This is a genomic window from Stappia indica, assembly GCF_001696535.1.
GTDB classification, from domain to species: Bacteria; Pseudomonadota; Alphaproteobacteria; order Rhizobiales; family Stappiaceae; genus Stappia; species Stappia indica.
This window is the reverse complement of sequence record NZ_MBQE01000001.1, coordinates 1,426,991-1,451,431: the sequence shown is the minus strand read 5'-3', so window position 1 is coordinate 1,451,431 and position 24,441 is coordinate 1,426,991. Positions and strand designations below refer to the sequence as shown.

The 24,441-nt window shown below is 67.5% G+C and carries 25 protein-coding genes; 18 read left to right on the top strand and 7 right to left on the bottom strand.

Features of this window, described 5'->3' with window-relative positions; genetic code table 11:
* Positions 1 to 3: 3 nt before the first annotated feature.
* The 4 genes from BBX35_RS06825 (at position 4) to BBX35_RS06810 (ending at position 3,169) form a co-directional block, all read left to right on the top strand.
* Positions 4 to 960: an OmpA family protein gene (locus BBX35_RS06825; RefSeq protein ID WP_067217480.1), complete on the top strand. Its 957-nt coding sequence runs from the start codon at positions 4 to 6 to the stop codon at positions 958 to 960.
* A gap of 257 nt (positions 961 to 1,217) precedes the next feature.
* Complete coding sequence (locus BBX35_RS06820) at positions 1,218 to 1,532, top strand: NIPSNAP family protein (RefSeq protein ID WP_067217478.1); 315 nt, start codon at positions 1,218 to 1,220, stop codon at positions 1,530 to 1,532.
* A gap of 23 nt (positions 1,533 to 1,555) precedes the next feature.
* Positions 1,556 to 2,335 (top strand): SDR family NAD(P)-dependent oxidoreductase, encoded by a 780-nt coding sequence (locus tag BBX35_RS06815; RefSeq protein ID WP_067217475.1) that lies wholly within the window; start codon positions 1,556 to 1,558, stop codon positions 2,333 to 2,335.
* 21 nt (positions 2,336 to 2,356) lie between these two features.
* Positions 2,357 to 3,169, top strand: coding sequence for an SDR family NAD(P)-dependent oxidoreductase (locus BBX35_RS06810; RefSeq protein WP_244271567.1), 813 nt, complete (start codon positions 2,357 to 2,359; stop codon positions 3,167 to 3,169).
* Positions 3,170 to 3,201: 32 nt separating this feature from the next.
* Here the strand turns inward: BBX35_RS06810 and BBX35_RS06805 are convergent, their stop codons facing one another.
* Positions 3,202 to 3,924, bottom strand: coding sequence for a GntR family transcriptional regulator (locus BBX35_RS06805; RefSeq protein WP_083206054.1), 723 nt, complete (start codon positions 3,922 to 3,924; stop codon positions 3,202 to 3,204).
* Positions 3,925 to 4,094: 170 nt separating this feature from the next.
* On the opposite strand from BBX35_RS06805, the gene BBX35_RS06800 reads away from it, so the two are divergent.
* The 4 genes from BBX35_RS06800 to BBX35_RS06785 all read left to right on the top strand — a co-directional run bounded on the left by BBX35_RS06800 (position 4,095) and on the right by BBX35_RS06785 (position 8,875).
* Entirely contained in the window at positions 4,095 to 5,216 is a 1,122-nt protein-coding gene (locus BBX35_RS06800; protein ID WP_067217473.1) for a C4-dicarboxylate TRAP transporter substrate-binding protein, read from the top strand.
* Positions 5,217 to 5,255: 39 nt separating this feature from the next.
* Positions 5,256 to 5,738, top strand: coding sequence for a TRAP transporter small permease (locus BBX35_RS06795; RefSeq protein ID WP_067217470.1), 483 nt, complete (start codon positions 5,256 to 5,258; stop codon positions 5,736 to 5,738).
* The gene (locus BBX35_RS06790; protein WP_067217469.1) at positions 5,735 to 7,042 is read left to right on the top strand and encodes a TRAP transporter large permease; all 1,308 of its coding nucleotides are present in this window, start codon (positions 5,735 to 5,737) and stop codon (positions 7,040 to 7,042) included. The genes BBX35_RS06795 and BBX35_RS06790 overlap by 4 nt, the downstream gene beginning before the upstream one ends.
* A 315-nt stretch (positions 7,043 to 7,357) precedes the next feature.
* Positions 7,358 to 8,875, top strand: coding sequence for a GntR family transcriptional regulator (locus tag BBX35_RS06785; RefSeq protein WP_067217466.1), 1,518 nt, complete (start codon positions 7,358 to 7,360; stop codon positions 8,873 to 8,875).
* A gap of 109 nt (positions 8,876 to 8,984) precedes the next feature.
* On the opposite strand, the gene BBX35_RS06780 is transcribed toward BBX35_RS06785, so the two are convergent.
* Genes BBX35_RS06780 through BBX35_RS06760 form a run of 5 tightly spaced genes read right to left on the bottom strand, consistent with a single transcriptional unit; the run spans position 8,985 to position 13,555 of the window.
* Positions 8,985 to 9,791, bottom strand: coding sequence for an enoyl-CoA hydratase/isomerase family protein (locus BBX35_RS06780; protein WP_067217463.1), 807 nt, complete (start codon positions 9,789 to 9,791; stop codon positions 8,985 to 8,987).
* Positions 9,792 to 9,806: 15 nt separating this feature from the next.
* Positions 9,807 to 10,877 (bottom strand): acyl-CoA dehydrogenase family protein, encoded by a 1,071-nt coding sequence (locus BBX35_RS06775; RefSeq protein WP_067217461.1) that lies wholly within the window; start codon positions 10,875 to 10,877, stop codon positions 9,807 to 9,809.
* Positions 10,878 to 10,882: 5 nt separating this feature from the next.
* Complete coding sequence (locus BBX35_RS06770) at positions 10,883 to 12,088, bottom strand: acyl-CoA dehydrogenase family protein (protein ID WP_083206051.1); 1,206 nt, start codon at positions 12,086 to 12,088, stop codon at positions 10,883 to 10,885.
* Between the two features lie 58 nt (positions 12,089 to 12,146).
* Positions 12,147 to 12,575 carry an acyl-CoA thioesterase gene (locus BBX35_RS06765; RefSeq protein ID WP_067217457.1) on the bottom strand — a complete coding sequence of 143 codons (429 nt, stop codon included), beginning with the start codon at positions 12,573 to 12,575 and terminating at the stop codon, positions 12,147 to 12,149.
* Positions 12,572 to 13,555: a quinone oxidoreductase family protein gene (locus BBX35_RS06760; protein ID WP_067217455.1), complete on the bottom strand. Its 984-nt coding sequence runs from the start codon at positions 13,553 to 13,555 to the stop codon at positions 12,572 to 12,574. The genes BBX35_RS06765 and BBX35_RS06760 overlap by 4 nt, the downstream gene beginning before the upstream one ends.
* Positions 13,556 to 13,714: 159 nt before the next feature.
* Here BBX35_RS06760 and BBX35_RS06755 point away from each other — a divergent pair, with 159 nt between their 5' ends.
* The gene (locus BBX35_RS06755; RefSeq protein WP_171901393.1) at positions 13,715 to 15,283 is read left to right on the top strand and encodes a class I adenylate-forming enzyme family protein; all 1,569 of its coding nucleotides are present in this window, start codon (positions 13,715 to 13,717) and stop codon (positions 15,281 to 15,283) included.
* 52 nt (positions 15,284 to 15,335) lie between these two features.
* Here BBX35_RS06755 and BBX35_RS06750 read toward each other — a convergent pair whose 3' ends face one another.
* Positions 15,336 to 15,581, bottom strand: a complete 246-nt coding sequence (locus tag BBX35_RS06750) for a tautomerase family protein (RefSeq protein ID WP_228185895.1) — start codon at positions 15,579 to 15,581, stop codon at positions 15,336 to 15,338.
* 266 nt (positions 15,582 to 15,847) lie between these two features.
* On the opposite strand from BBX35_RS06750, the gene BBX35_RS06745 reads away from it, so the two are divergent.
* The 9 genes from BBX35_RS06745 (at position 15,848) to BBX35_RS06705 (ending at position 24,439) form a co-directional block, all read left to right on the top strand.
* Positions 15,848 to 16,690 (top strand): transketolase, encoded by an 843-nt coding sequence (locus tag BBX35_RS06745; RefSeq protein WP_067217449.1) that lies wholly within the window; start codon positions 15,848 to 15,850, stop codon positions 16,688 to 16,690.
* Positions 16,683 to 17,669: a transketolase family protein gene (locus BBX35_RS06740; RefSeq protein WP_067217446.1), complete on the top strand. Its 987-nt coding sequence runs from the start codon at positions 16,683 to 16,685 to the stop codon at positions 17,667 to 17,669. Before BBX35_RS06745 ends, BBX35_RS06740 begins: the two co-directional genes overlap by 8 nt.
* A 63-nt stretch (positions 17,670 to 17,732) precedes the next feature.
* Entirely contained in the window at positions 17,733 to 18,275 is a 543-nt protein-coding gene (locus tag BBX35_RS06735) for a 2,4'-dihydroxyacetophenone dioxygenase family protein (protein WP_341871207.1), read from the top strand.
* On the top strand, positions 18,272 to 19,378 hold the full coding sequence (locus tag BBX35_RS06730) for a glycerol dehydrogenase (RefSeq protein ID WP_067217444.1): 1,107 nt from the start codon (positions 18,272 to 18,274) through the stop codon (positions 19,376 to 19,378). Before BBX35_RS06735 ends, BBX35_RS06730 begins: the two co-directional genes overlap by 4 nt.
* Before the next feature lie 363 nt (positions 19,379 to 19,741).
* Positions 19,742 to 21,004, top strand: a complete 1,263-nt coding sequence (locus BBX35_RS06725) for an ABC transporter substrate-binding protein (RefSeq protein WP_067217442.1) — start codon at positions 19,742 to 19,744, stop codon at positions 21,002 to 21,004.
* A 94-nt stretch (positions 21,005 to 21,098) separates the two neighbouring features.
* Complete coding sequence (locus BBX35_RS06720; protein ID WP_067217439.1) at positions 21,099 to 21,983, top strand: branched-chain amino acid ABC transporter permease; 885 nt, start codon at positions 21,099 to 21,101, stop codon at positions 21,981 to 21,983.
* Positions 21,980 to 23,008, top strand: a complete 1,029-nt coding sequence (locus BBX35_RS06715) for a branched-chain amino acid ABC transporter permease (protein ID WP_083206049.1) — start codon at positions 21,980 to 21,982, stop codon at positions 23,006 to 23,008. Before BBX35_RS06720 ends, BBX35_RS06715 begins: the two co-directional genes overlap by 4 nt.
* A complete protein-coding gene (locus tag BBX35_RS06710) occupies positions 23,005 to 23,742 on the top strand; it encodes an ABC transporter ATP-binding protein (RefSeq protein ID WP_067217437.1) in 738 nt (245 codons plus the stop codon). The genes BBX35_RS06715 and BBX35_RS06710 overlap by 4 nt, the downstream gene beginning before the upstream one ends.
* Positions 23,723 to 24,439 carry an ABC transporter ATP-binding protein gene (locus BBX35_RS06705; protein ID WP_083206048.1) on the top strand — a complete coding sequence of 239 codons (717 nt, stop codon included), beginning with the start codon at positions 23,723 to 23,725 and terminating at the stop codon, positions 24,437 to 24,439. Before BBX35_RS06710 ends, BBX35_RS06705 begins: the two co-directional genes overlap by 20 nt.
* The last annotated feature ends 2 nt before the right edge of the window (positions 24,440 to 24,441 follow it).

Sequence of the window (24,441 nt, the reverse complement as noted above, 5' to 3'; positions counted from 1 at the left end):
CCGATGAGCAGCGCCAAGCTCGAGCACAAGGGCTACAACCGGGGTCTGATCCTCGGCCTGACGATGGCCGAATCGATGATCCTGCTGGTGTTCTGCCTGCTGCTCGTCGCCGCTGCGATCATCCTTGCCGAGCGGGAGAAACGGCAGGCGGCGGAAGTGCAGGTGGCGGAACTGCGCGAGCAGCTGGCCGATGTCCGCCGCGACAGGGACGACCTGGGGCGCCGGCTGGCGCTGGTCGCCAATCCGTCGGACCGGGCGGCCGTCGAGGAGGAGTGGCGCGAGCTGGTCAGCGCGCGCGAAGCCCGGCTGCAGATGGACAAACAGGGCATCGCGGTGGAGGAGCTTGCCGATCTGGCGACGGCGCGCGAACTGCTGCGCGCCGGCGGCTACGACCTGCAATCCGTCGACAAGCTGATGGAGCGCCTCGCCGAGCTGCAACAGAAATTGCAGGAGAGAGCCGAGAGCGGCGAGCAGCCGCATCAATGGCCGCCGATCATCAGCCTGAGCGATGCCGACGACTACAGTTTCGAGATCGGCAGCGCCGAGCTGACGCCGTCCTTCGAGCAGTCGCTGAGGGGCGACATCACCCGGACCATCGCGGAAAGCCTCGATGAATACAACGTCGATATCGTCGAGGTGATCGGCCATACCGACGAGCAGCGGATCGCGCGCAAGGAAAGCAATTTCGACCAGACGGTGCTGGATGTGCTGGCGCGGCGGAAGGCGGTCGACACCATCGTGCCCGGCGACAATGCCGGGCTGGGGCTCGCTAGGGCCATCGCCGTTGCCAATGTGCTGCGCTCGGAGCCGGCGCTGTCGGGCATGACGGTGCTGCCGCTGTCGGCCGGCCAGTTGATCATGCCCGGCGACCGGCTGACCAGCGGGGAAGCCGGCGACATGCGCGAGCGGCGGCGGATCGAAATCCGCATCCGCCGGCGCGATACGTCGGACGCGCCCTGATCCGCGGCTGATCCGCAGCCGGCGCGTGGCCGGCATCTTGAGAAAACCCAGCAGCTACAGGCACCTGGCACCGACGCAAGGTCCTTGCCGGTGATCGGCGAGTGGTCCGATGGACAGACCAAGCCCCCGGTCGCCGCATCCCGGCTCCCCGAGTAACACTGCCGACGGCATGCAGGTTCGCCTGCGGGCTGCGGTCCTGCATTCGTGCTCCGACCGGCTGGCCCTGCAGGCGAGCAGAGCGAAGGACGAGGGGAAGGATGATCTACGAGGAACGCACCTACTCGCTGGTGCCGGGCAAGGTCGGCGACTACCTGGAGCGGTTCGAACGGGACGGCCTCGCCATCCAGACGCGCTTTCTGGGCGACCTGAAGGGCTATTTCACCACCGAATCCGGTGCGCTCAACCAGGTGGTCCATATCTGGCGGTTCGAGAGCTTCGAGGACCGGGCGCGGCGCCGCGCACAGCTGTGGAGCGATCCGGAGTGGATCGCCTATGCGGACGGCGTGCTGCCGCTGATCACCAGCATGGAAAACCGGTTTCTGCAGCCCACGCGCTTCTCGCCGATGACCTGAAGACACTTTGGCAGGACATACGAATGTACGCTTCATTTGACGGAAAGACCGCAATCGTCACCGGCGGCGCGAGCGGGATCGGGCTTGCCTGCCTGCAGGTACTGGCGCAGGAGGGGGCGAAGCTCGTCTGCCTCGACAAGAGCCTGCCCGATGCGGCGGCGCTGCCGAAGGGGACCCGCTTCGCCGAGATCGACGTGTGCGACCGCGCGGCGATGGAGGAGCTGGCAGGAACGCTGGCCGGCGAGGGGCTGGCGGCGGATTACCTCGTCAACTGCGCCGGCATCGTGCAATCGCCGCACCGTCCGGCCGAGCTGACCAGCGAAGTGTTCCGCCGGGTGCTGTCGGTCGATCTGGAAGGCACGTTCAACGCCTGCGCCGTCTTCGGCACGCAGATGGCCGAGCGCCGGGCCGGCGCCATCGTCAACATCGCTTCCGTCGCGGGCATGCGCTCGATGCCGCTGCATTCCTACTCGCCGGCCAAGGCGGGCGTCATCTCGCTGACCGAATGCCTTGCCGCCGAATGGGGCCGCGCGGGCGTGCGCGTCAACACGATCTCGCCCGGCTACACGCTGACGGCGGCGCTGCAGTCGCAGATCGACCTCGGCAACCGCGACCCGAAGCGGCTCGCCGACAATACCTGCCTCGGCGAGATCATCCGCCCGGATGACATCGCCTCGGCGGTGGTGTTCCTGCTGTCGGAGAAGGCGTCGATGATCACCGGCATCAACCTGCCGGTAGATGCCGGCTGGCTGGCGGCCGGGTCCTGGCACACGTTCGGCGGCGTGCGCGACAGTGCGTCCTGAGCGGAACGGCGGAGCGACGGCGTGAGCGCGATCTGGGATTTCAGCGGCCGCAGGGTGCTGGTGACGGGCGGGGCGAGCGGCCTCGGACTTGCCGGGGCGCAGGCCTTTGCAAGGGCGGGTGCGCGGATCGCCATCGCCGACCTCAACCGCGAGGCGGCCGATGCGGCCGCCGCGGCGCTGGGCGAGGGGCATCTGGCGCTTGGCGGCGACGTCTCGCATGAGGGCGACGTCGAGGCGATGGTGGAGGTGGCCGAGCGCGAACTCGGCGGGATCGACATTCTGGTCAACTGCGCCGGCATTCCCGACGTCTTCAAGCCGACGGTCGAGCAGGACTATGCGCAGTTCCGCAAGCTGGTCGAGATCCATCTCGGCGGCACCTATCTGGTGACCAAGACGGTGGGCCGCGGCATGCTGGCGCGCGGCCGGGGAGCGGTGCTGAACATCAGCTCCATCGGCGGGGTGATGGGCCTGTCGCCGCGCAACGCCTACAGCGCCGCCAAGGCGGGCATCTCGATGCTGACGCGCACGCTCGCCTGCGAGTGGGCGTCGAAGGGCGTACGGGTCAACTGCATCGCGCCCGGCTACATCGTCACGCCGTTCTTCGAGCGGCTGGTGGCGGAAGGAAAGCTCGACGCGGAGCGGATCGTGCGGCGCACGCCGATGGGCCGGCTCGGCCATGCCTCGGAGCTGGTCGACGCGATGCTGTATCTGTGTTCCGACAACGCCTCTTATGTCGCCGGCGTCACGCTGCAGGTGGACGGAGGTTACATGTCCTGGGGCGCCGCCTCGGACGCCTATGCCGGCCCCATCGACGACGGCCTCTCGCCGTCATAAAATCCCGGCAACAGCGCAGCCCGCCGTCGCCCTCAGGCGCCAGACGCGGCAAGGGCGGGCTGGCGCGAGGCCTGGATGATCTCCGGCCATTTCTGCCCGACGATGGCGCCCGCCTCCAGCACATGCTCGCGCATCAGCATTTCCGCCCGCGTGCCCTGGCGCGCGAGGATCGCCTCGACGATCCGCTCGTGGTCGAACTGGGACCGGCGCACCACATCGCGCGAGCCCCAGTAGACGATGCGGTTCGAGGTGAAGGGCATCTCGTGGCAGGAGGCGACGAAATCGGGAAGCTTGGGATTGCCCGATGCCTCCAGGATCGCCGCATGGAAGGTCGCGTTCATGTCCTGGTAGGGGGCATGGTCGGCCGGGTTCAACTGTTCCGCATCGGTGAGGGCGCGGCCCATCTCCACGCACTCGACGAGGATGTCGCGCACCTCCGGGGAGACGCCGTATTCGGCGGCCAGCCGGCAGGCGAGACCCTCCAGCGTGGCGCGGATCTCGTAGCCTGCAAGCACGTCCTCGACGCGGATCTCCCGAACCCAGTAGCCGCGATTCTGCTCGTACTTGACCAGCCCCAGCTTGGTGAGGGTGCGCAGGGCGGTGGCGGCGGGCGTGCGCGAGACCGACATCAGCCGGGCGACGCTGGTCTCGGTCAGCCGGGCGCCCGGCTCGATCTCCCGCGACACGATGAGATCGCGCAGTCTGGCGACGACCGCGTCGGACAAGGTTGGCAGGTTCTGGTCGATCTGGCGCATCTGGCTGTCCCCGTTTGACGGGAGTATAACCTGTTTTGCCCTTATTGCATGCAATTGGTCTTCTTCTCTGGCCAGAGCCTCCCTTGTATGTCAGTTGATGACAAAGCATGCGTTTAATTGCATACAATGACGCCGGAAACCCCGGATCGCGAATTCGTTGGGAGGACCATATGAAGAAGCTGGCAGTATCTCTCGCACTGGCCGCGGCGGCCGTCGCCGCGCCGGCGGCGGCGGACCAGACCGTCACCACGAGCGTCTGGCTCGGCCCGCAGCACCCTGTCGTGTCGGGCGGCTACCAGCCCTTCGTCGACACGGTCGGCAGCAATGAAGAGGCCGGGCTCGATTTCAACCTGCTGCTGGGCGGCTCGCTGCTCGGCCCGAAGGCGACGCTGTCGGGCGTGCGCGACGGGGTGGCCGACATCGGCTTCGTGGTCATGTCCTACCATCCGGCGGAGTTTCCGCATGGGGCGCTGTTCGGCGATCTCGCCATGCGCGCCCGCGGTCCCTATACGACGGCGGCCGCCGTCACCGAGCTGACCATGCTGCATTGTGCGCCGTGCCAGGACGAGTTCAAGCGCAACGGCGTCGTCTATACCGGCAGCTACTCGACCACGCCCTACTACATCATCGCCAAGAAGGAACTGACGACGCCGGAGGACCTGAAGGGCCTGCGCATGCGCACGCCGGGCGGCGCCTGGGACCGCTGGGCGACGGCGGTCGGCGGCGTTCCGGTCAACGTGCCGGCGAGCGAAGTCTACGAGGCGATCTCGCGCAACATCGTCGATGTCGGCCTGCTGCCGATCGGCGACTTCAAGTCCTACAACCTGTTCGACGTCGCGACCCACGCCACGATGATGAGCGTCGGCACGTTCTATTCGAACATCACGATGGCGCTCAATCCCGACTTCTGGGGCGGGCTGAGCCCGGAGCAGCGCCGGGTGATCCTCGACAATGCCGCCCTTGCGGTGGTCGGTGTCGCGGACGCCTACGTCAAGGCGGACGTGGAGGCCGAAGCCACGGCGCGCGAGGCGGGCGTGCAGTTCGTCGAGCCGTCCGAGGCGCTGGTCGCGCAGATGAACGACTTCCGCGAGAAGGATCTGGAGACCGTCCTCCAGCTCGCCCGCGACCGCTACAAGGTCGAGGACCCGGAAGCCTTGATCAAGACCTTCAACGAGCTGCTCGACAAGTATGACGGGCTGTTCGAAGGCAAGCGGGACGACCTGCCGGCGATGCTCGCCATCGTGAAGCAGGAAATCTACGACAAGGTCGACGTGGACAGCTACGGCTTCTGAGGCCGCAAGGACCTGAACGAGGCGAACGGAACCGTGCCGATGGTGCAAAGACTGGATACCCTGCTTGCAGCCATCGGTGCGGCTGCCGCCGCCCTGATGATGCTGCACGTGGTGGCGGAGATCTTCTGCCGCAACGTGCTCGGCATCACGCTTCCCGCGACGCTGGAAATCGTCTCGCTCTACTACATGCCGGCGCTGATCTTCCTGCCGCTGGCGAGCGTCGAACGGCTCGCCGGGCACATCGATGTCAGCTTCGTGCAGGAGGCCTTTCCCGCGCCCGTGCGCCGCGTGACGGAGGTGGCCGCGCTGACCGCCTGCGGTCTCGTCTATGGCGCGATGGGATGGGTCGGCCTGCAGGAGGCCCTGGCCAAGTTCCGCATCCGCGAATTCCTGATGGGCGAGGTGGCCGTGCCGCTGTGGCCCGGCCGCTTCCTCGTGCCCATCGGCTGTTTCGCCATCGCGCTGGTGATCGCCGTCAAGCTCGCGACCCTCTTCCGCTCCCGCAAGAACGACGCAAGATGAGCCCTCTCGAAATCGGTTATGCAGGCGTTCTGGCGCTCGTCCTGCTGATTTTCCTTCGCGTGCCCGTTGCCATCGCCCTGATCCTGCCGTCCATCGTCGGCGTGTGGGCGATCATCGGCTCGCGGGCGTCCTGGGGCCTGCTGCGCTCGACCCCTTACGAGATCGGCGGGAACTGGTCGCTCAGCTCGATCCCGATGTTCCTGCTGATGGGCTATGTCTGCTACCACGCCCGCCTGACCGACGGGTTGTTCAGGGCCTCGCGCGCCTGGCTGAGCGCGCTCCCGGGCGGGCTCGGCATCTCGACCATCGCGGGCGCGGCCGTCTTCTCCGCCGTGTCCGGCTCCACCACCGCCTGCGCCGCCGCGATGGGGCGCATCGCCGTGCCGGAGATGATCAAGGAGCGCTACAATCCGGGCTTCGCCGCCTCGATCTGCGCGGTCGGCGGCACGCTGGGCTCGATGATCCCGCCCAGCATCGTCATGATCATCTACGGCACCTTCGCGGAGGTGCCCATCGGCCAGCTGTTCATCGCCGGCATCGTGCCGGGGCTGCTGAGTGCGGCGATGTTTTCGCTCGTCATCATCCTGATTTCCTGGCTGCGGCCGGACATCTGCCCGCCGAGCAACAGCACGGTCACCTGGGGCGACCGGTTCCGGGCGCTGGGCGACACATGGCCGGTGGTGCTGCTGATCGCCGGCGTGCTGGGCGGCATCTTCACCGGCACGTTCAGCGCCACGGAGGCGGGTGCGGTCGGCGCCTTCTTTGCCATCGTCATCGCCCTGGTGCGCGGCAACCTGACCGGAGCGATCCTGTCGACCGCGATGATCGAGACCGCGCGGATGACCGCGACGATCCTGATCATCGCCATCGGTGCTGCCCTGTTCACGCGGTTCTTGGCGTTGTCGGGCGTTGCGACGCATTTCTCCGAGCTCGCGATCCTCTACGCGACGAGCCCGCTGGTGCTGGTGATCGGCGTCGCGCTGGTCTACCTGCTGCTCGGCATGTTCCTCGACCCGCTCGGCATCATGCTGCTGACGTTGCCCCTGCTGCTGCCGGCGTTCAACGCGGTCGGGATCGACCTGATCTGGATGGGCATCCTGGTGGTGAAATTCCTGGAGATCGGGCTGATCACGCCGCCGGTGGGGCTGAACCTCTTCGTGATGCAGGCCATCGTCGGGCGGGAAGCGTCCATCGACCGGATCGCCAAGGTGCTGGTGTGGTTCATCCTCGCGGACCTTTGCACGATGGCACTCCTGATCGCCTTCCCGTCCATCGTCGTCTTCCTGCCGAGCCTGCTGGGGTAGGCGCGATGGCGGCGCGCCGGCAAAGGACGGGAAGGCTGGTCACACGAGATGACCAATCCGCCGGCCGGCGCGCAGGCGAGGAGCTGCCTCGCCCGCAAGCTATTGAAGTATTTAAGAAAAAGACGGCGCGAGCAGAACGCGTCCGCCACGGCCAGGTTGTACCCGTCGGTTTGATTCCCGGGGGGTTATAGGACAGGGTTCTAACGGCCCGAGGGGCCCGGTCGCCGCGCAGACGGTGGCCGGGAGAGGAACCCGAGGGCAAGTCCGGACCCCCGCGGGGGCAGGGCCGGTCAGACTGTCGGGAGGAAGTTTGGCATGAACGAAATGCTGGATCTGAAGCTGGTTCTCCTGCGCGGAGAAAGCCAGGGTCCCATCGAGATGGACGGGCTCGGCCGCTCCAGCCGGCTGCGCATGCAGTTGCAGAAGAAGTCGGAGCTTTCGGACCGCCTGGCGGTCAACCTGCTCGGGCTGATCGCCGACGGGCGCCTTGCCCCCGGCGCACGCATTCCGCCCGAACGACAGATCGCCGAAACCCTGTCCGTCAGCCGGATCTGCGTGCGCTCGGCGCTCGACCGGCTGAAGGAGAACGGCTACATCGAGTCCGTGCAAGGGGCCGGCACGCGGGTCGTGCGCTCGTCGGAAAAGCTCGACCAGCTCTATGCGGCCAATCTGGAAAACGTCAACGACCTCGGCAATTTCTGCGCCTATCTCGACGAGTTCCTGGCCGAGTGGGTGGACCTTTCGGAACAGGCCGAGGAGGTCGCCACGATCCTGCAGCCGCTGCTGGCGGTCGCGCGGTCCTCGCGCCGGTTCGATCCGGAGACCGAGTACCGGGTGCGCTGCCAGCTGGCGCGCGCCTCGCGCAGCCCGGGCCTCGAGCTGCTGCTGCGCCGGATGGCACGGGGCTATCGCTGCTATTACAACTCGGTGCCGCCCATCGACCGCATCTCCGACCGGCTGGCGGAGGCTGCCGGTGCCATGGTCGCGGCGGCGCGCGCGGGCGAGAAGGCCGCACTGATCCTCGCGATGCGCGACTACAACAGCATCCTGCGCTCGGCGGTGATCGCGGGAGCGGGCGGCCCGGCGCGGCGTGCAGCCGACACCGAGCTGGTGCTGCGGGAGCTGAACGCCCACCAGCCCGAGAAGCTGAGCGACATCATCGCCCGCGAGATCGCCGGCATGCTGGCCCGCGCCGAAGGGCGCGAGGAGGACGTGCTGATCGGCGAGCGCCGGCTGGCGGATGTCTTCGGCGTCAGCCGCGTGTCGATCCGCCATGCGCTGCAGAAACTGAAGGAGGACGGCATCGTCACCTCGCGCGAGCGCTTCTGGACGCGGGCGGCCAAGGGCGACGAGGACGCGGTGAGGGAAGCGCGCGACAGCTTCGAGGCCAGCGTTCGCGAGTTCAAGCTGCTGTGCAACCTGCGGCACTTCCAGGAAGTTTGGGCGGCACGGCGCGCGGCGCGGCATGCGAGCGAGAAGGACAAGGCGGACCTGCGGCGGATCCTTGCCGAGATGCGCCGGCCGATCGACTCGCTCGACCGGTCCATCGATCTCGATCTCAACCTGCACCTCACCATCGCCCGCTCGGCCGGCAGCGCGCTGCATTTCTTCGTCAACGAGGTGCTGCGCGGCACGGTGACGAACTACTTCGTCTACACACTGAAGAACCCGGACCTGCGGGGGCCGCGCGAGGTGCTGCTGAAGCAGCACGAGGCCATCGTCTCGGCGATCCTCGCCGGCGACGAGGACGGCGCGCGCGACGCGATGGAGCGCCATGTGCGCTTCTTCCAGAACAATTACGACGCCTACATGGTGAGTTCGTCGGCGGCCTGAACCGGGCCGTCGACCGCAGCCGAAAACGAAAAACCGGACCCGCGAGGGTCCGGTTTTTGCGTTTGTGCCAAGGCGAGAAGGCGGTCTCCGGAGACCGCCCGTTGGTGAGTTACTTGCCGGTGAAGACCGGCTGGCGCTTGGCGAGGAATGCCTCGACGGCCTCGCGGTGGTCGGCGGTGTTGTTGGACAGGGCCTCGTAGGCGACGCCCGGATCCATCACCGCACCGACGATGCGTCGCAGCTCCAGGTTGGCGAGGGTCTTGGTCCAGCGGATCGCCTTGGTGGCGCCATTCGCCAGCTTGTCGGCGAAGGCATCGACGCGGGCGTCCAGTTCTTCCGGCTCGACCACGTGGTTGATCAGGCCGATGCGCTCTGCCTCCGTTGCCGGCATCAGGTCGCCGGTCATGAGATACTCCTTGGCGCGGGCGTAACCGATCAGCTGGGGCCACAGGGCCGGGCCGCCGTCGCCGGCGACGAAGCCGATGGAGACGTGCGGGTCGCCGATCTTTGCCCGGGACGAGGCGAAGATGACGTCGCACAGCAGCGCCAGCGTGGCGCCGAGGCCGGTCGCGTGGCCGTTGACCTTGGCGATCAGCGGCTTTTCCAGCTCCAGCATGGAGAAGGCGATGCGCTTGGCCTCGCGGGCGGTCTGCTCGAACATTTCCGGCTTGGCGATGGCATCGCGCATCCACGGAATGTCGCCGCCGGCGGAGAAGGCGCGACCGGCGCCGGTCAGGATGATGATGTCGCTGTCGGGGTCGACGGCGACATCGTAGAACACATGCGCCAGCTCCTCGTGCAGCACGGTGTCGGCCGCGTTGAGGAAGTCCGGGCGGTTCATGGTGATGGTCAGCTTGCGCCCGTCGCGGCTGATCTTCAGCGTTTCGTAGCGTTCCTCGAGGGGGTAGGTCTTCATGCTGGGGGTCCCGTTTCAGTGAAAGGAGGCCGGCTTTGCCATGGGCGTGCCGGCGAGGGTCTCGATGGGACGGCGCGCGCCGCCGAACAGGGCCGCGTCCGTCTGCAGACGGCGATAGATACGGCCGAGCTTGTATTCCTCGGTGACGGCGATGCCGCCGGTGATCTGGATGAGCCGGCCGACCGCCCGGACGACGTCGCTGGCGTGGAAGAGGCGGGCATGCGCGACGGCCTGCGGCACCGGAGTGCCGCCGGCAGAAAGAGCGCTGACCATCGCCATGTGCAGGGAGCGGAACTTCTCCAGCTCGCAATAGACGTCCGCGATGGTGTGCTCGACCGCCTGGAACGAGGCGAGCGGCTGCCGGAACTGCTGGCGCGTCTGCACGTAGTCGGCGGTCATCTCGAAGGCGGCCTCGAAGGCGCCGAGCCCCTCGCTGGCCGCACCGCACAGGAGAAGCGCCTCGAGCTCCGCGGCGATGTCGCAGGCCTCGCGCCCCGCGAAGAGGACCGTCATGTCGCCGGTGTCGGCTGCATCGAGGTCGATGCGGGCGGCGGTGCGCCCATCCAGCAGCGGGGCCGGATGGATGCGAAGGCCGGCGGTGCCGCGCTCGGCAAGGCAGAGGCTCGCACTCTCGCCAGAGCCTGCGAGGAACAGGACATGGGTCGCCCGGTCGGCGCCCGGCACCAGGGCCGAGCGGCCCGTGACCCTGCCGTCGGCACCGAGCGAGAAGCCGGTGTCGCCCTGTCCGGCAAGCGCGAAGCGCGCGCGTCCCTCCAGCAGGTCCGGCATCAGGGCCGCGATGGCAGGTGCGCCCTGCGCGAGGCGCGGCGCGACGAGAATGTCGGTCGCAGCGGTCTCGACGAGCAGCGCCCGCCCGGCCTCCTGCAGGACCAGACAGCACTGGTGCAAGTCGGCGCCGAGGCCGCCGCTGTCCTCCTCAAGGCCCATGCCCGGCCAGCCGGCCTCGACAAAGGCGCGCCAGCTGTCGGCCGCATCGGCCCGCGTCTCTTCGCGTTCGCGGGCGAACTCGCGGGCGCTGGCGCGCAGCAGGCTGTCGGTCTCGCTCTGGTCGTGGGAGCGGCGCATGGTCGTCATCCTTTGAAAACGGTCTTGGCGATGATGGTCTTCTGGATCTCGTTGGTGCCCGCGTAGATGGTCACGACCCGGCGGAAGAGATGCTTCTCGGCCCAGTAGGCGCCGTAGCCGTCGTTGTCGTTGGCGAGCGGCAGGCCGGTGGCGACCGCTTCCTCACCGAGCACCTCCATGGCGAGCTCGCTGATCGCCTGCTGAAGCTGCGAGCCGATCACCTTGAGAATGGAGGCCTTGGCGCCGGGATCGCGCCCGTCCGTCTCGTCGGCGAGCACGCGAAGCACGGTGATTTCCAAGGCGGCGAGGTCCGTCTCGATGCGGGCGACCTGCTCGCGCCAGGCGACCGGGATCTCGCCCTTCTCCGCCTCGATGCGCGCGCGCAGGAGGTCGAATTCGCGCCGCGACTTGTGGATCTGGGCGTTGTTGGTGCGCTCGTTGTTGAGCAGGAACTTGGCGTAGGTCCAGCCCTGGTCGACCTCGCCGATCAGGGCCGTGGCGTCGAGCTCCACATCGTCGAGGAAGACGGAGTTGACCGAGTGGGCGCCGTCGATGGTGATAACCGGCTGGACGGTGATGCCGGGCGCATCCATCGGCACGACGAACAGAGAGAGGCCGGCCTGCGGTTTCACCTCCATGTTGGTGCGGGCCAGGAGGATCATGTGGTCGGCGAAGTGGCCCTCGCTGGTCCAGGCCTTCTGGCCGTTGACGATCCACTTGTCGCCGGACCTGCGGGCGGTGGTGCGCAGGCGGGCGAGATCGGACCCCGCATCCGGCTCCGAATAGCCCTGGCACCAGAACTCCTCGCCCGACAGGATGCCCGGCAGGTAGCGCTCCTTCTGCTCCGGCGAGCCGAAGCTGAAGATCGTCGGACCGACGAGATAGATGCCGAAGACGCTGATCGGCGGGGCGTCGGCGCGGGCAAGTTCGGACTCGAAGATGAAGCGCTGGATCGGCGTCCAGCCGGGTCCGCCATATTCCTTCGGCCAGTGATGGGCGGACCATCCGCGCGAATGCAGGATCGCGTTCCACTCCGCCATCACCTCGCGGGGCATGTGCAGGTGCGAGCGGGTGTGCCGGGCCAGATGCTCCGGCAACATCGCGGCGATTTCGGCGCGCACGGTCTCGCGGAATGCGCGCTCCTCGGCGGTGAAGAAGTCATCCATCGGCGTGATGTCCTGTGCGTGTTCGTCGGGGGCAATGGATGCCATTGGCCCGCGTCGGCACAAGGCCGGCGCTGGTGTGGGACGCGGACCAATCGCGGCGTGCTTAAGAGGCCTCGGCCAGCACGAAGGGGGCGAGCGCCCGCCGGTGCGCCTCGTCGAGCGGGCGGGCGCGCCGGGCAACGCCGTCGCCGAGCACGGTCACCGAGGTGGCCGTCGCGGCGATCCGCTCCCCGACGAGCAGATGCTGCTGCATGGCGATGGAGCTGCGCCCGATCCGCGTGATGGCGGTGCCGACGCGCGGTTCGTCGAACATGCGCACCTCCTGCAGGAAGTGCATCTCCAGCATCACCAGCGCGAAATAGTCGCTCGGCTCCACCACGGGCCGCAGGTGGCGCCGCAGCAGCACGTAGCGCCCGTCGTCGAACCACGAGCAGATCACCGAGTTGGTGACGTGATCGTTGGGATCGAGGTCCGCATGGCGGACGATGGCGCCCTGCCACATGGGATAGTCGGGAAGCGGTCCGGCGCTCATGGCACGAGCACGATGGCGCCGGCGGTGCGGCCTGCCTCGAGCTTGGCATGGGCGGCGGCGACATTGGACAGGGCGAAGCGCTCGCCGATGCGCGGGCGCATGTTGCCGCTCAGCACCTGCGCGAACATTTCGTCGGCGGCGCCTTGCAGGTCCTTGCAGGTGCGCAGATGCGCGAAGACGCCGGGAACGGAGACGGTGAGCGAGCGCTGCGGGCCCAGATCGGCCAGCGCCACGCTGTCGAGCGGCTTTCCGACCTGGCCGAGATTGATCGCATGGCCGAACGGCTTCAGGCAGCCGAGCGAGCGGGTGAGGATGTCGCCGCCGAGACCTTCGTATACCGCATCGACGCCCTCGCCGCCGGTGAGTTCGTCGACCGCGGCAACGAAGTCCGTCTCCTTGTAGAGGATGGTCTCGGCGCATCCCGACTGGCGGGCGATCTCGGCCTTGTCGGGCGAACCGACGGTGCCGATCACCCGCACGCCGAGCGAGGAGGCCCACTGGCCGAGCAGCTGTCCGAGGCCGCCGGCGGCCGAGTGCACGAGGATGGTGTCGCCGGCCGAAAGCTTGCGCACCCGCGTCATCAGCATGTGCACGGTCATGCCCTTGAGCATGATCGCGGCGGCCTCCTCGTAGCCGATGGCGTCCGGCAGGCGCACGAGAGCGGCGGCCTTCATGATGCGCATGTCGGCATAGGAGCCGATCGGCGGGCCGGCATAGGCGACACGGTCGCCGGGGGCAAAGGCGGTAACGCCGGAGCCGCAGGCGAGGACCTCGCCGGCGGCCTCGACGCCGACCGGGCCGGGCAGCGCCGGCAGCGGGAAGACGCCCTTGCGGTGATAGACGTCGATGAAGTTGACGCCGGCCGCATGCTGGCGAACCAGCACCTCGCCGGCTTGCGGCTCGGGCAGCTCGACCTGGTCGGCGCGGAACATTTCCGGCCCGCCATAGGCGTGGATCCGCATCTGTCTGGCAATTGTCATGGGTTGCTCCTTTTGCGGCATTTTCTGGCCATCGCCCCCAATGCGGGCAACCTGACCATTGGTCCGCAGAAGAGACCAAAACCCGCCTCCAACCGCCTGATCGATTTGGCAGAGTGCGGCCAAATCACCGACGTCCACGTCGTGGCAGATGAGGCAGGAATGCAAAAACCAGACAAGCTCCTCGAACTGACGGTCCCGGCCCTCCTGGAGTGGCACGCCAAAGAACGGCCGATGGCCATCGCGCTGTCGGCGCGCTCGGTCGCGGGGCATCGCGAGCGGCTGGGCTATGCCCAGCTCGTCGGCCATATGGAGGCCGTCGCGGCGGGCCTGCATGGCTGCGGGATCTGCGCGGGTGACCGGGTCGCCGTCTTCCTCGACAACGATGCCGGACTGGAGGCGATCCTGACGGCGCTTGGCCTGTTCCGCCTGGGGGCGACCATCGCCCCGCTGAACACCCGCTACGCGCAGGGCGAGATCGAGCATGCGATGGAGCTGGTCGACCCGGTCGCCATCGTCTGCCGTGCGGCCGACGCGCCGCGGATGCGGGCGGCTCATGCGCGCGCGCTGTTGCTGGTCGTCGATGCGGATGGCGCAGAGGACGCGAACGCGCGGCCCTGGCCGCGGCCCGAGGACCATCTGACGGGCAAGGCGCCTGCCGGGCCGCAGGATCCAGAAACGCTCGCCTCGCTGCTGTTCACCTCCGGCACCACCGCCAAGTCGAAGGCGGTGATGCACACGCATCGCACGACCATCGCTTCCGGCATGTGCAACTCCGAGGCGCTGGGCCTCAAGCCCGGCGACCTCTACCAGGGCGGCTGGCCGTTCTTCACCTCGTCCGGGCTCAATCTCGGCTGCTCGTCGGCCTGGGTCAGCGGCGCGGGGCTCGTTTTCGAAGGCGTGCTGGACAATGCCGGGCGGCTCAACCTGATCGCACGGGAGCGCTCGACCTTCTATCACGGCGTTCCCTCGGTCGTGCATTTCATGATCGAGGAGTTCGCCAAGGGCGACTACGACGTCTCGTCGCTGCGGCGCATCGGCTATGGCGGCTCGGCGATGCCGCGCGAGGTGGCGGAGAAGCTGGCGCGGCGCTGGCCGCATGTGGAGCAGGTGCAGATCTACGGCATGACCGAGAGCGGGCCGAACGGAACGGTGCTGCTGCCGGACGAGACCTTCGCGAAATTCGGCTCGGTCGGCCGGGCGATGCCCCATGGCGGGATCGCGATCGTCGATGAGGAGGGCAGGGAGCTGCCGAGCGGCGAGCGGGGCGAGATCGTCATCCGCGGACCGGCGGTCGCCGCGGGATATTTCCGCAATCCGGAGGGCACAGCGAAGGCCTTCGATCTCGGCGGTATCCGCACCGGCGATGTCGGCTATCTCGACGAGGACGGCTTCCTGTTCTTCACCGACCGGCTGAAGGACATCATCAATCGCGGCGGGCTGAAGATCGCCTCCATCGCAGTCGAGGAGGTGCTCTATTCCAGCCCGTCGGTGAAGGAAGCGGCGGTGGTGGCGGTGCCGCACCGCTCGCTCGGCGAGGATGTCGCCGCCTGCATCGTGCCAGCGGAGGGCGGCACGGTCGATGTCGAGGCCCTGCGGGCGCTGTGCGGGGAAAAGCTCGCCGACTACCAGTGCCCGCGCCACTGGCGCATTCTCGACGAGCTGCCGAAGAACCCGATGGGCAAGGTGCTGAAGGCGGAGTTGCGCAAACTGTTCGAAAGCCCTGCGTAAGGCCGGGATCGCCGGGCCGGATCGCTCCGGCCCGGTCTCGTATCGCCCTCGATCAGGAGGAGGGCGATGCCTTGCGCATCGCGGCAACGCTCTTGCCGGCTATCGCGAAGTCGCCGGTGGCAAGGTCGCTCACCATGATGCGGACCTGGTCCGGCCGGCAGCCCAGGGTGCGGCAGAGCGCGTCGGTGACTTCCGCATACATCGCCTCCTTCTGGTCCTGCGAAAATCCTTCCAGCATCTTCATGTCGACAATCGGCATCTCGTTCTCCCGTTGCGGATGAGTGCCGCACTGCCTCACGGCCGGATGGCCACCGCAATGCGATGGCTGGCCTCGGGAGCGAACCAATACGCGTCCGGCCGGCCTTCCTCCCCTGTGGTCTGCCGCGAAGGCCAGCAGGGCCGGCGCAAGGCTTGAGACGGTTCGTATAGTGCCCCTGTCCTTCGGGAGGCCCGACTTTCCCCGCCATCCCGAGCCCGTCCCGGACCCGGCATTTGCGCGCTTTCACCCAAGGTGCGGCCGGTCTCCGGATCCGACAATTTCCTAAAGGCAAGGATCCAGTGGCGATGGAACTCCGCAATCACCCGCCGAGCGAACCGGACGTGCCGGCGCTGAAGGCGCGCGCGCTCAACCTGCGGCGCAAGATGATGGGCATGGCGTCCGGCAAGGGCGAGGGCTACATCGCCCAGGGGCTCGGCATCGCCGACTGCCTGGCCGCGCTGTACTTCCACGAGATGCGGCACGATCCGGCAAACCCGGACTGGGACGGCCGGGACCGCTTCCTGCTGTCCACCGGGCATTATTCCATCGCCATGTATGCGGTGCTGGCCGAGGCCGGCTACCTGGACGACGGCGAGCTGCCGACCTACGGCCTCAACGGTTCGGCCCTGCCGATGAGCACGTTCGACGAGACGGTCGGCGTGGAGATCGTCGGCGGCTCGCTCGGCCACGGCCTGGGGCAGGCTGTCGGCATGGCGATGGGTCTGCGGCTGGACAACTCCTCCGCCCGCGTCTTCTGCGAGTTCTCCGACGGCGAGCTGGACGAGGGCTCGACCTGGGAAGCTGCCATGGGGGCCGCGACCTTCAAGTGCGACAAGCTGGTGGCGCTGATCGACTGCAACGGCATCCAGGCCGACGGGCCGGTGACGGTCGCCATCGAGCCGGTCGCCGACAAGATGCGCGCCTTCGGCTTCGAGACCTACGAGATCAACGGCAACGACATGGCGGCGCTGGTCGAGGCGCTGGCAGCCTGCCGCGAGGCCAACGGCAAGCCGAAGGCCATCGTCCTGCGCACCACGCCGGGCTTCGGAATTCCCACAATCATGGCCCGCGAGCGGGCGCATTTCGTGCGCGTCGGCAACGACGAGTGGGACTCGCTGATCGAGGAACTGGAGAGAGAAAATGCCTGAGAGCAAGACCCTCGGTGACCGCACTCGCGGCATGGGCGAGATCGTCGAGGTCGCCGGCAAGGTGACCGAGCTCGCCCCCTTCGGCAACACGCTGGCCGAGATGGCGGCAAGCCGGCCGGAGATCGTCGGCCTGACCGCCGACATGGGCCGCTACAGCGATATCCTGCCGTTCCGCGATGCCCATCCCGACCGCTTCTTCAATGTCGGCATGGCGGAGCAGAACCTGATCATGATCGCCGCCGGGCTCTCGAAGGTCGGCAAGATCGCCTACTGCACCACGTATTCGGTCTTCATCACGCGGCGGGCCTACGATTTCGTCGCCATCGCCTGCGCCCATTCGAAAGCCAACGTGAAGATCTTCGCCGGCATGCCCGGCCTCGTGAACGGCTACGGTGCCACTCACCAGGCGACCGAAGACCTCAACATGATGCGCGGCATCGCGGACCTGACGATCATCGATCCGTGCGATGCGACCGAGCTGAAGCAGGTGGTGCGGGCCGTCGCCGACATTCCGGGCACCGTCTATGTGCGCAACCTGCGCGGCAAGGTGCCGGTGGAACTGCCCGCCGACTACCGCTTCGAGGTGGGCAAGGCGAAGGTGCTGAAGGAAGGCGACGGCGACACCGGCATCATCGCCACCGGCTACATGAGCGCCCGCGCGCTGGATGCGGCGAGGATCGTGGCCGGGGAGGGCCGCGATGTCGGCGTGCTGCATGTGGGCACGATCAAGCCTTTCGATACGGCCGGGGTGCTGGAGTTCGCCCGCCGCCACAAGCGCCTGATCGTCGCGGAGAACCACAAGACGACCGGCGGTCTCGGCACCCTCGTTATCGAGGCGCTTTACGACGCCGGCATCTGCAAGCCGCTGTCGCGCATCGGCCTCGCCGACGGCTTCTTCGAATGCGGTTCGCAGGAATACCTGGAGGCCAAGTACCAGGTCGACCTGCCGCGCTTTCTGGAGGTCATCCGCGAAGGATAGAGCGCTGCCCGAGCCGGCCTGAGGATGCCGGCAAGCGGGAAGCCAGAACGGGAGGGAGAAGACATGGACAGCCGCAACGTTTCGGCAGGGATGGATCCGGCGAAGCAGGCCTATGTGGGGCCGCCGCCGTTCGGAATGATCGACGACGCCTTCGTGCCGGGGGCTCTCGATCTCGACGGGGACGAGCGCGAGTGGGTGCCGCAGGCGAATGGCGTCGCCTTCAAGCCGCTGCTCCTGTGCGTGAGCCAGGGCTATTTCGTCAATCTGCTGCGCGTGCGCAGCTCGGGCATCCTGTCCCGCCACCGCCATGCCGGACCGGTCCATGCAATCACGCTGCGTGGTCGCTGGCGTTATCTGGAGCATGACTGGGAGGCGGTGCCGTCGAGCTACGCGTTCGAGCCGGCCGGCGAGACCCACACGCTGATCGTGCCCGACGACGTGGAGGAGATGATCACCCTGTTCCACGTCACCGGCGGCTATGTCTATGTCGACCCGGAAGGGCGGGCGATGGGCTACGAGGACGTCTTCACCAAGCTGGAGGCGACGCGCCGGCACTACGAGAGCTGCGGTCTGGGCGCCGACCATGCCATGAGGCTGGTGCGATGACGGCACTCTCCGCCTTGCGCATCTTCGGGGCACCCTCGCGCTATCTGCAGGGGCCGGGCGCCATCGACGTCTTGGCAGACCATGCAGCGCCCTATGGCGCGGTGCCGGTGCTGATCGGCGATGCGCATGTGGTGGCGATGCTCGGCGAGCGCGTGACCTCCGCCATGGCGGCCGCGGGCTTGCGGCCGCGCCTACTGGTGCTGGACGGCGAGATCACCCGCGCCGCCATCGCCGGGCTTGGCGATCAGGTCCGGGACGAGGAGGTGAGCCTCGTGATCGGTCTGGGCGGCGGCAAGTCGCTGGACGCGGCCAAGGGCGTTGCGCAGCTGCTCGGCAAGCCGGTCTTCACCGTGCCGACCATAGCCTCCAACGATTCCCCGACCAGCGCGTCCATCGCCATCTACGACGAGCACCACGTGATGGTGGCCGTCGACCGGATGGCGCGAAACCCCGACCTGGTGCTGGTCGATACCGACCTGATCGCCAAGGCGCCGGTCCGCTTCCTGCTGGCCGGCATCGGTGACGCCATCTCGAAGAAGTTCGAGGCCGACGGCTGCCTGGCGGGAACCGGCGTGACACCGTTCGGCACGCGCCCGCTGCTGACCGCCATCGCCATCGCCGACCGCTGCTACACGACCATCCGCCGGCATGGCGCGGCGGCGGTTGCGGCCTGCGGTCGGGGCGAGGCCAGCGCGGACCTCGAAGCGGTGGTGGAAGCGACCGTTCTGATGAGCGGCCTGGGGTTCGAGAATGGCGGGCTATCGCTCGCCCATTCGCTGACGCGCGGGCTGGTCAGGACGCGGGACGCGATGGATGCGATCCACGGCTACCAGATCGCCTGGGCGCTGCTGGTGCAGTGGGCGGCGGAGGAGCGGGGAGACGAGGAGATCCTCGACCTGATGGCCTTTTATCGCGAGATCGGCCTGCCGGCCTCGCTGCCGGACCTCGGCATGAAGGATCCGTCCGGCGCCGAGATCGACCAGATGGCGGAGTGGACCATGGTCGCCCCGCATCTGGCCAATCTGGACCGCCCGGTGACCCCGCAGATGCTTGCCGGCGCGATCCGCCGGGTCGAGGCGCTGGCCGCCAAGACGGCGTCCTGAGAGCCGCGAAGCCGCGGCTCGCCGTCCAATGAGACCATCCGCGCGGGACCTGTTCCGCGCGAGCGATCCCTCCTGTGCGACAGCCGTCGTCTGCACGTCCGCTCCGCTGCCGGAGCAGGCGAGGGGAGAGGTGCGTCCGCACGCCTGTCCGGGAGGACGAAGACAGGGCGAACGCTCCCGGACGTCAGGTCAAGTTGCTGATTTCATGATGATTTCGAAGGGGAGTTCTGGCGGGAACGCGAATTGGTACGTGGTGGAAGCCAGTCACTGCGTTGCCCCGTTTTCAAAGGCCGAAATACTGGCCTCTGGAAGAAATTTCCACGTCCCGGGAAACTGTCCGGGCGGCAAATGGGAGGAGTGAACATGCTTTCTGGAAACCTGGGAAGGGCGCTGCAGCGCGTTCTCTTGGCGGGTGCGGCGATGGCCGCGCTGGGGTCGGTGGCGCAGGCTGCCGATGCGGTGAAGGTCGGCTGCGTGCTGCCGCTGTCCGGCGGCTCGGCGGCGGTCGGCAACCAGACGCGGGTGGGCGCCGAAATCGCTGCCCGCCTGATCAACGAGGCCGGCGGCATCAAGTCGCTCGACGGCGCGCCGCTCGAGGTGCTGTTCGCCGATTCCCAGTCCAAGCCGGACGTTGGCGTGACCGAAACCGAGCGCGTCATCTCGCGCGAGAATGTCTCGGTCCTGTGCGGGGCGTTCAACAGCGCGGTGACCTTCCCGGCGACCGAGGTCGCCGAGCGGATGAAGACCCCGTGGGTGGTGGTCGGCTCGGTCAAGGACGAGATCACCGAGCGCGACTTCAAGTATGTCTTCCGCATCAACAACAAGGCGACCTACGACGCCCGCGAGCAGATCGACGCCATCGACCTGTTGAAGGAGGAGACCGGCGAGGCCCCCAAGACTATCGCCATGCTCTACGAGGGCTCCGACTGGGGCCGCTCGCATGCGGCCAACGTCAAGAAGATCGCGGCCGAGCGCGGCTATGAGATCGTCCTCGACGAGGCAGCCCCGCCGAACCAGACCGACTTCGGCAACCAGTTGCTGAAGATCCGCGCGGCGCGGCCCGATGCGGTGATCGTTGCGCTCTACACGCCCGACCACCTGCTGTTCACCCGCCAGATGATGGAGCAGCGCCTCGACCTGCCTTTCGGCGTCCACTCGGTCGGCGGCGGCATGGAGGATCCCTCCTTCTACAAGGCGCTGCCGGCTGAAGCCGTCTCCTACGCCTTCGTCCAGGAAGACTGGCAGATCGACAAGCTCAAGGTGACCGACGATCCGGTGATCCAGGCCGCGAACGACGCCTCGGTCGAGGCACTGGGCTATGGCCTCTCGGCCTATTCCGCACAGGGCTTCTCGGCGATGTACGTGATCGCGGATGCGCTGGAGCGGGCCGGCTCTGCCGACCGCGAGAAGCTGCGCGAGGCGCTTGTCGCCACCGACCTGCAGGAAGGCCCGGCGCTGATCACCGGCTACCAGCGGATCAAGTTCGACGAGCAGGGGCAGAACACCTTCGCCCATGGCGTGATCTCGCAGAACCTCGACGGCGAGCGCAAGACGATCTGGCCGAAGGCCAATCGCGCCAGCGACACGGCCCCGGTGTGGCCGGTCCCGGCCTGGTCCGAGCGCTGACATCCAGCCTGACGCGCGTCGGCCCCCGCGGCCGGCGCGCCCTTCGGCCCTGCATCCTGCGCTCTGCGCCTGAATTCTCGGGAAGACGAACGAAATGGACGCCTTCATTCTATCCTACGCCGTGGTGAACGGCCTCCTGCAGGGGGCGATCTACGGCGGAGTTGCCCTTGGACTGAGCCTGATCTTCGGCGTCCTGCGGGTGGTCAACTTCGCGCACGGTTCGTTCCTGATGCTCTCGCTCTACATCTCGTTCTGGTGCTGGAGCCTGTTCGGGATGGACCCCTACCTGTCGGCGCTGATCACCGTGCCGGTGATGTTCGCCCTCGGCTACATGGTCCAGTCGGTGGTCATCGCGCCGCTGATCCGGCGCGAGAGCGCGATGGTGGTGGAGCCGCTCAGCGCCCTGCTGCTGACGGCGGGCGTCTTCCTCGTCATGGACAACATGGCGCTGATGGCCTTCGGACCGGACGTCAGGGCGCTGCAGGGCGCATATTACATTCCCACAATCTTCATCGGCGGCATCCCGATCTCCGGCCAGCGGCTGATCGGTGCGCTCGCGGCCTTCGTCGTGGCGCTCGGCATCTCCTACTGGCTGCGCCATTCCGACATGGGCCGGGCGATCCGCGCAACCGCGCAGAACCGCGATGCGGCGTCGATGTCGGGCATCAACGTGCCGGCGGTCTATGCAGTCACCTTCGGCATCGGCTGTTCGATCCTCGGTCTCTTCGGGGCCCTGATCTCGCCGTTCCTGCCGATCTCGCCGTCCATCGGCCTCGCCTTCGGCATCAAGTCCTTCGTGGTGGTGGTGCTCGGCGGGCTCGGCAGCATCTCGGGCGCCATCGTCGGCGGCATCGTCATCGGCGTGTTCGAGGCCGTCGCCTCGCAGTTCGTCACGGCCACCTCGGCATCCATCGGATCGCTGGTGCTGTTCATCCTCATCCTGGTCTTTCGCCCGCAGGGCATCATGGGGCGCGCATGAACCGGTTCGCTGCACTCGACAAGACACCACAGGCACGCGGCCTGCGCCTGACGCAGACCCATGTGCTCCTCGTGATCGTGGCCGGGCTCGCCTTCGTGCCGCTCGTGGTCACCGACAGCTTCACGCTGCACTCGATCATCATGATCCTGTTCTTCGCCTACATGGCGACGTCCTGGAACCTGGTTTGCGGATATGTCGGCCAGCTGTCGCTCGGCCACGCCATGTTCAACGGCGTCGGCGGCTATGTCAGCGTGCTGATGTTCACCCAGCTCGGCCTCAGCCCCTGGCTCGGCATGCTGTTCGGCGGTCTTCTGGCGATGGTGCTCGCCGTGCTTATCGGCCTGCCGACCTTCCGCCTGAAAGGGCCCTACTTCACGCTGACGATGATCGCCTTTGCCGAGATCGTCCGCATCTGGGTGGAGAACACCAACGACTTCGCTGGCATCCCGCTGAAGGGCGCGGAAGGGCTGATCGTGCCGAACCGGGGCGATGATTTCTGGGCGTTCCAGTTCTCCGGCAAGGTGCCCTACTACTATATCATCCTCACGTTCCTGGCGCTGGCGCTGGCCGCCACGGCCTGGATGGAGCGCTCCAAGCTGGGGTTCTGCCTGAAGGCGATCCGCGGCGACCGCGATGCGGCCGAGGCGCTCGGCGTCAACCCGACCCGCTACACCTCCATCGCCTTTGCGCTCAGCGCCTTCATGACGGCGATCGGCGGCAGCTTCTACGCCCAGTTCTTCCGCTACATCAATCCGGAGCGGAGCATGGGCCTGGAACTGTCCATCGACATGGCGGTGATGGCGATCATCGGCGGACAGGGCACGGTGCTCGGCCCGCTGCTTGGGGCGGCGATCCTCACGCCCATCGCGGAACTGGCGCGCGGCGCCTTCGGCGGCGGACTGCTCGGCCTGCACCTGGTCGTCTACGGCTTCGCGCTGATGGCCTGCGTGCTCTACTTCCCCAAGGGCGCCATCGATCCGTTGCGCAAGATCTTCCGCAAGATTGCCGGGGGAGGTGCGAAATGAGCGAGGAAATCCTTCGCGTCGAGGGGCTGAGCAAGTGGTTCGGCGGCCTGCAGGCGGTCAAGGACGTCAGCTTCTCCATGCACCGGGGCGAGATCCTCGGCCTGATCGGGCCGAATGGCGCCGGCAAGACGACGGCCTTCAACATGATCGCCGGCTTCCTGAAGCCGAGCGCCGGCAGCGTCCACTTCGCCGGGCGCGACATGACAGGACGCAAGCCCTGGGATGTCTGCAAGGCGGGCGTGGCGCGCACGTTCCAGCTTTCCAAGCCCTTCGGCGACATGACGGTGATCGACAACCTGATGGTCGGCGGCTTCGCCCGGCACACCGACCGTTCACGCAACCGGGACAGGGCGCTCGAAGTCGCCGACTTCCTGGGGCTCGGGCCGCTGGTGGAGACGGAGGCGCAGAACCTCACCGCCTTCGACCGGCGCCGCCTGGAGCTGGCCAGGGCGCTGTGCACCGAACCCGAGCTTCTGCTGATGGACGAGGTGGTGGCCGGGGCGACGCCCTCGGAAGCGGAAGAGATGGTCAAGCTGGTCCGCAAGGTCCGCGACCGCGGCGTCTCGATCCTGATCGTCGAGCACGTGATGAAGGTGATCATGTCGCTCAGCGACCGGGTGATCGTGTTCGACCACGGCGAGCTGATCGCGGAAGGGGAGCCGGCCGCGGTCGTGTCCAGACCGGAAGTCCTGAAAGCCTATTTCGGAGAGAATCATGACATCCCCGGTGCTTGAGGGCGTTGGTATCAGGGCCGGCTATGGCGATGTCGAGGTCCTGCGCGGGATCGATATCGCCCTGCCGCCGAAGTCCGTCGTGGCGCTGATCGGCGCCAACGGCGCTGGCAAGACGACGCTGCTGAAGACCATTTCCGGCCTTCTGCCGCTGCGCGGCGGCGAGGTCCGCATCAACGGCGAGCCGATCGGCGGGCTGGCGCCGCACAAGGTGGTGGAAGCCGGCTTCGTGCAGTCGCCCGAGGGCAAGCAGTTGTTTCCGGAGATGACCATCGCCGAGAACCTGATGGTCGGGGCGCATTCGAAGCGGGCCCGTGCCCGGCGCGAGGAGACCATGGAGGAGGTCTTCGAGCTGTTCCCGATCCTGCGCGAGCGGGCAAGGCAGCGCGCCGGCACGATGTCGGGCGGGCAGCAGCAGATGATCGCGGTCGGCCGGGCGCTGATGGCGCTGCCAAAGGTGCTGGCGCTGGACGAGCCTTCGCTCGGCCTCGCGCCGATCATGGTGTCGCGGCTGATGGAATCCATCGAACAGATCCGCCACCGGGACCTTTCGATCCTGATCATCGAGCAGAACATCTTCCAGGTGCTGAAGATGGCCGACCACGCCTACGTGCTCGAAAACGGCGAGATCGCCAAGCAGGGCGGCGGGCAGGAGCTGCTTGCCGACCCGCATCTACGTTCAACCTATCTGGGACTCTGACG

Coding starts and splice junctions, on each gene's coding strand:
- BBX35_RS06825 (WP_067217480.1), top strand. CDS start 4: ATGAGCAGCGCCAAGCTCGAGCACAAGGGCTACAACCGGGGTCTGATC.
- BBX35_RS06820 (WP_067217478.1), top strand. CDS start 1,218: ATGATCTACGAGGAACGCACCTACTCGCTGGTGCCGGGCAAGGTCGGC.
- BBX35_RS06815 (WP_067217475.1), top strand. CDS start 1,556: ATGTACGCTTCATTTGACGGAAAGACCGCAATCGTCACCGGCGGCGCG.
- BBX35_RS06805 (WP_083206054.1), bottom strand. CDS start 3,924: ATGCGCCAGATCGACCAGAACCTGCCAACCTTGTCCGACGCGGTCGTC.
- BBX35_RS06800 (WP_067217473.1), top strand. CDS start 4,095: ATGAAGAAGCTGGCAGTATCTCTCGCACTGGCCGCGGCGGCCGTCGCC.
- BBX35_RS06795 (WP_067217470.1), top strand. CDS start 5,256: ATGGTGCAAAGACTGGATACCCTGCTTGCAGCCATCGGTGCGGCTGCC.
- BBX35_RS06790 (WP_067217469.1), top strand. CDS start 5,735: ATGAGCCCTCTCGAAATCGGTTATGCAGGCGTTCTGGCGCTCGTCCTG.
- BBX35_RS06785 (WP_067217466.1), top strand. CDS start 7,358: ATGAACGAAATGCTGGATCTGAAGCTGGTTCTCCTGCGCGGAGAAAGC.
- BBX35_RS06780 (WP_067217463.1), bottom strand. CDS start 9,791: ATGAAGACCTACCCCCTCGAGGAACGCTACGAAACGCTGAAGATCAGC.
- BBX35_RS06775 (WP_067217461.1), bottom strand. CDS start 10,877: ATGCGCCGCTCCCACGACCAGAGCGAGACCGACAGCCTGCTGCGCGCC.
- BBX35_RS06770 (WP_083206051.1), bottom strand. CDS start 12,088: ATGGCATCCATTGCCCCCGACGAACACGCACAGGACATCACGCCGATG.
- BBX35_RS06765 (WP_067217457.1), bottom strand. CDS start 12,575: ATGAGCGCCGGACCGCTTCCCGACTATCCCATGTGGCAGGGCGCCATC.
- BBX35_RS06760 (WP_067217455.1), bottom strand. CDS start 13,555: ATGACAATTGCCAGACAGATGCGGATCCACGCCTATGGCGGGCCGGAA.
- BBX35_RS06755 (WP_171901393.1), top strand. CDS start 13,715: ATGCAAAAACCAGACAAGCTCCTCGAACTGACGGTCCCGGCCCTCCTG.
- BBX35_RS06745 (WP_067217449.1), top strand. CDS start 15,848: ATGGAACTCCGCAATCACCCGCCGAGCGAACCGGACGTGCCGGCGCTG.
- BBX35_RS06740 (WP_067217446.1), top strand. CDS start 16,683: ATGCCTGAGAGCAAGACCCTCGGTGACCGCACTCGCGGCATGGGCGAG.
- BBX35_RS06735 (WP_341871207.1), top strand. CDS start 17,733: ATGGACAGCCGCAACGTTTCGGCAGGGATGGATCCGGCGAAGCAGGCC.
- BBX35_RS06730 (WP_067217444.1), top strand. CDS start 18,272: ATGACGGCACTCTCCGCCTTGCGCATCTTCGGGGCACCCTCGCGCTAT.
- BBX35_RS06725 (WP_067217442.1), top strand. CDS start 19,742: ATGCTTTCTGGAAACCTGGGAAGGGCGCTGCAGCGCGTTCTCTTGGCG.
- BBX35_RS06720 (WP_067217439.1), top strand. CDS start 21,099: ATGGACGCCTTCATTCTATCCTACGCCGTGGTGAACGGCCTCCTGCAG.
- BBX35_RS06715 (WP_083206049.1), top strand. CDS start 21,980: ATGAACCGGTTCGCTGCACTCGACAAGACACCACAGGCACGCGGCCTG.
- BBX35_RS06710 (WP_067217437.1), top strand. CDS start 23,005: ATGAGCGAGGAAATCCTTCGCGTCGAGGGGCTGAGCAAGTGGTTCGGC.
- BBX35_RS06705 (WP_083206048.1), top strand. CDS start 23,723: ATGACATCCCCGGTGCTTGAGGGCGTTGGTATCAGGGCCGGCTATGGC.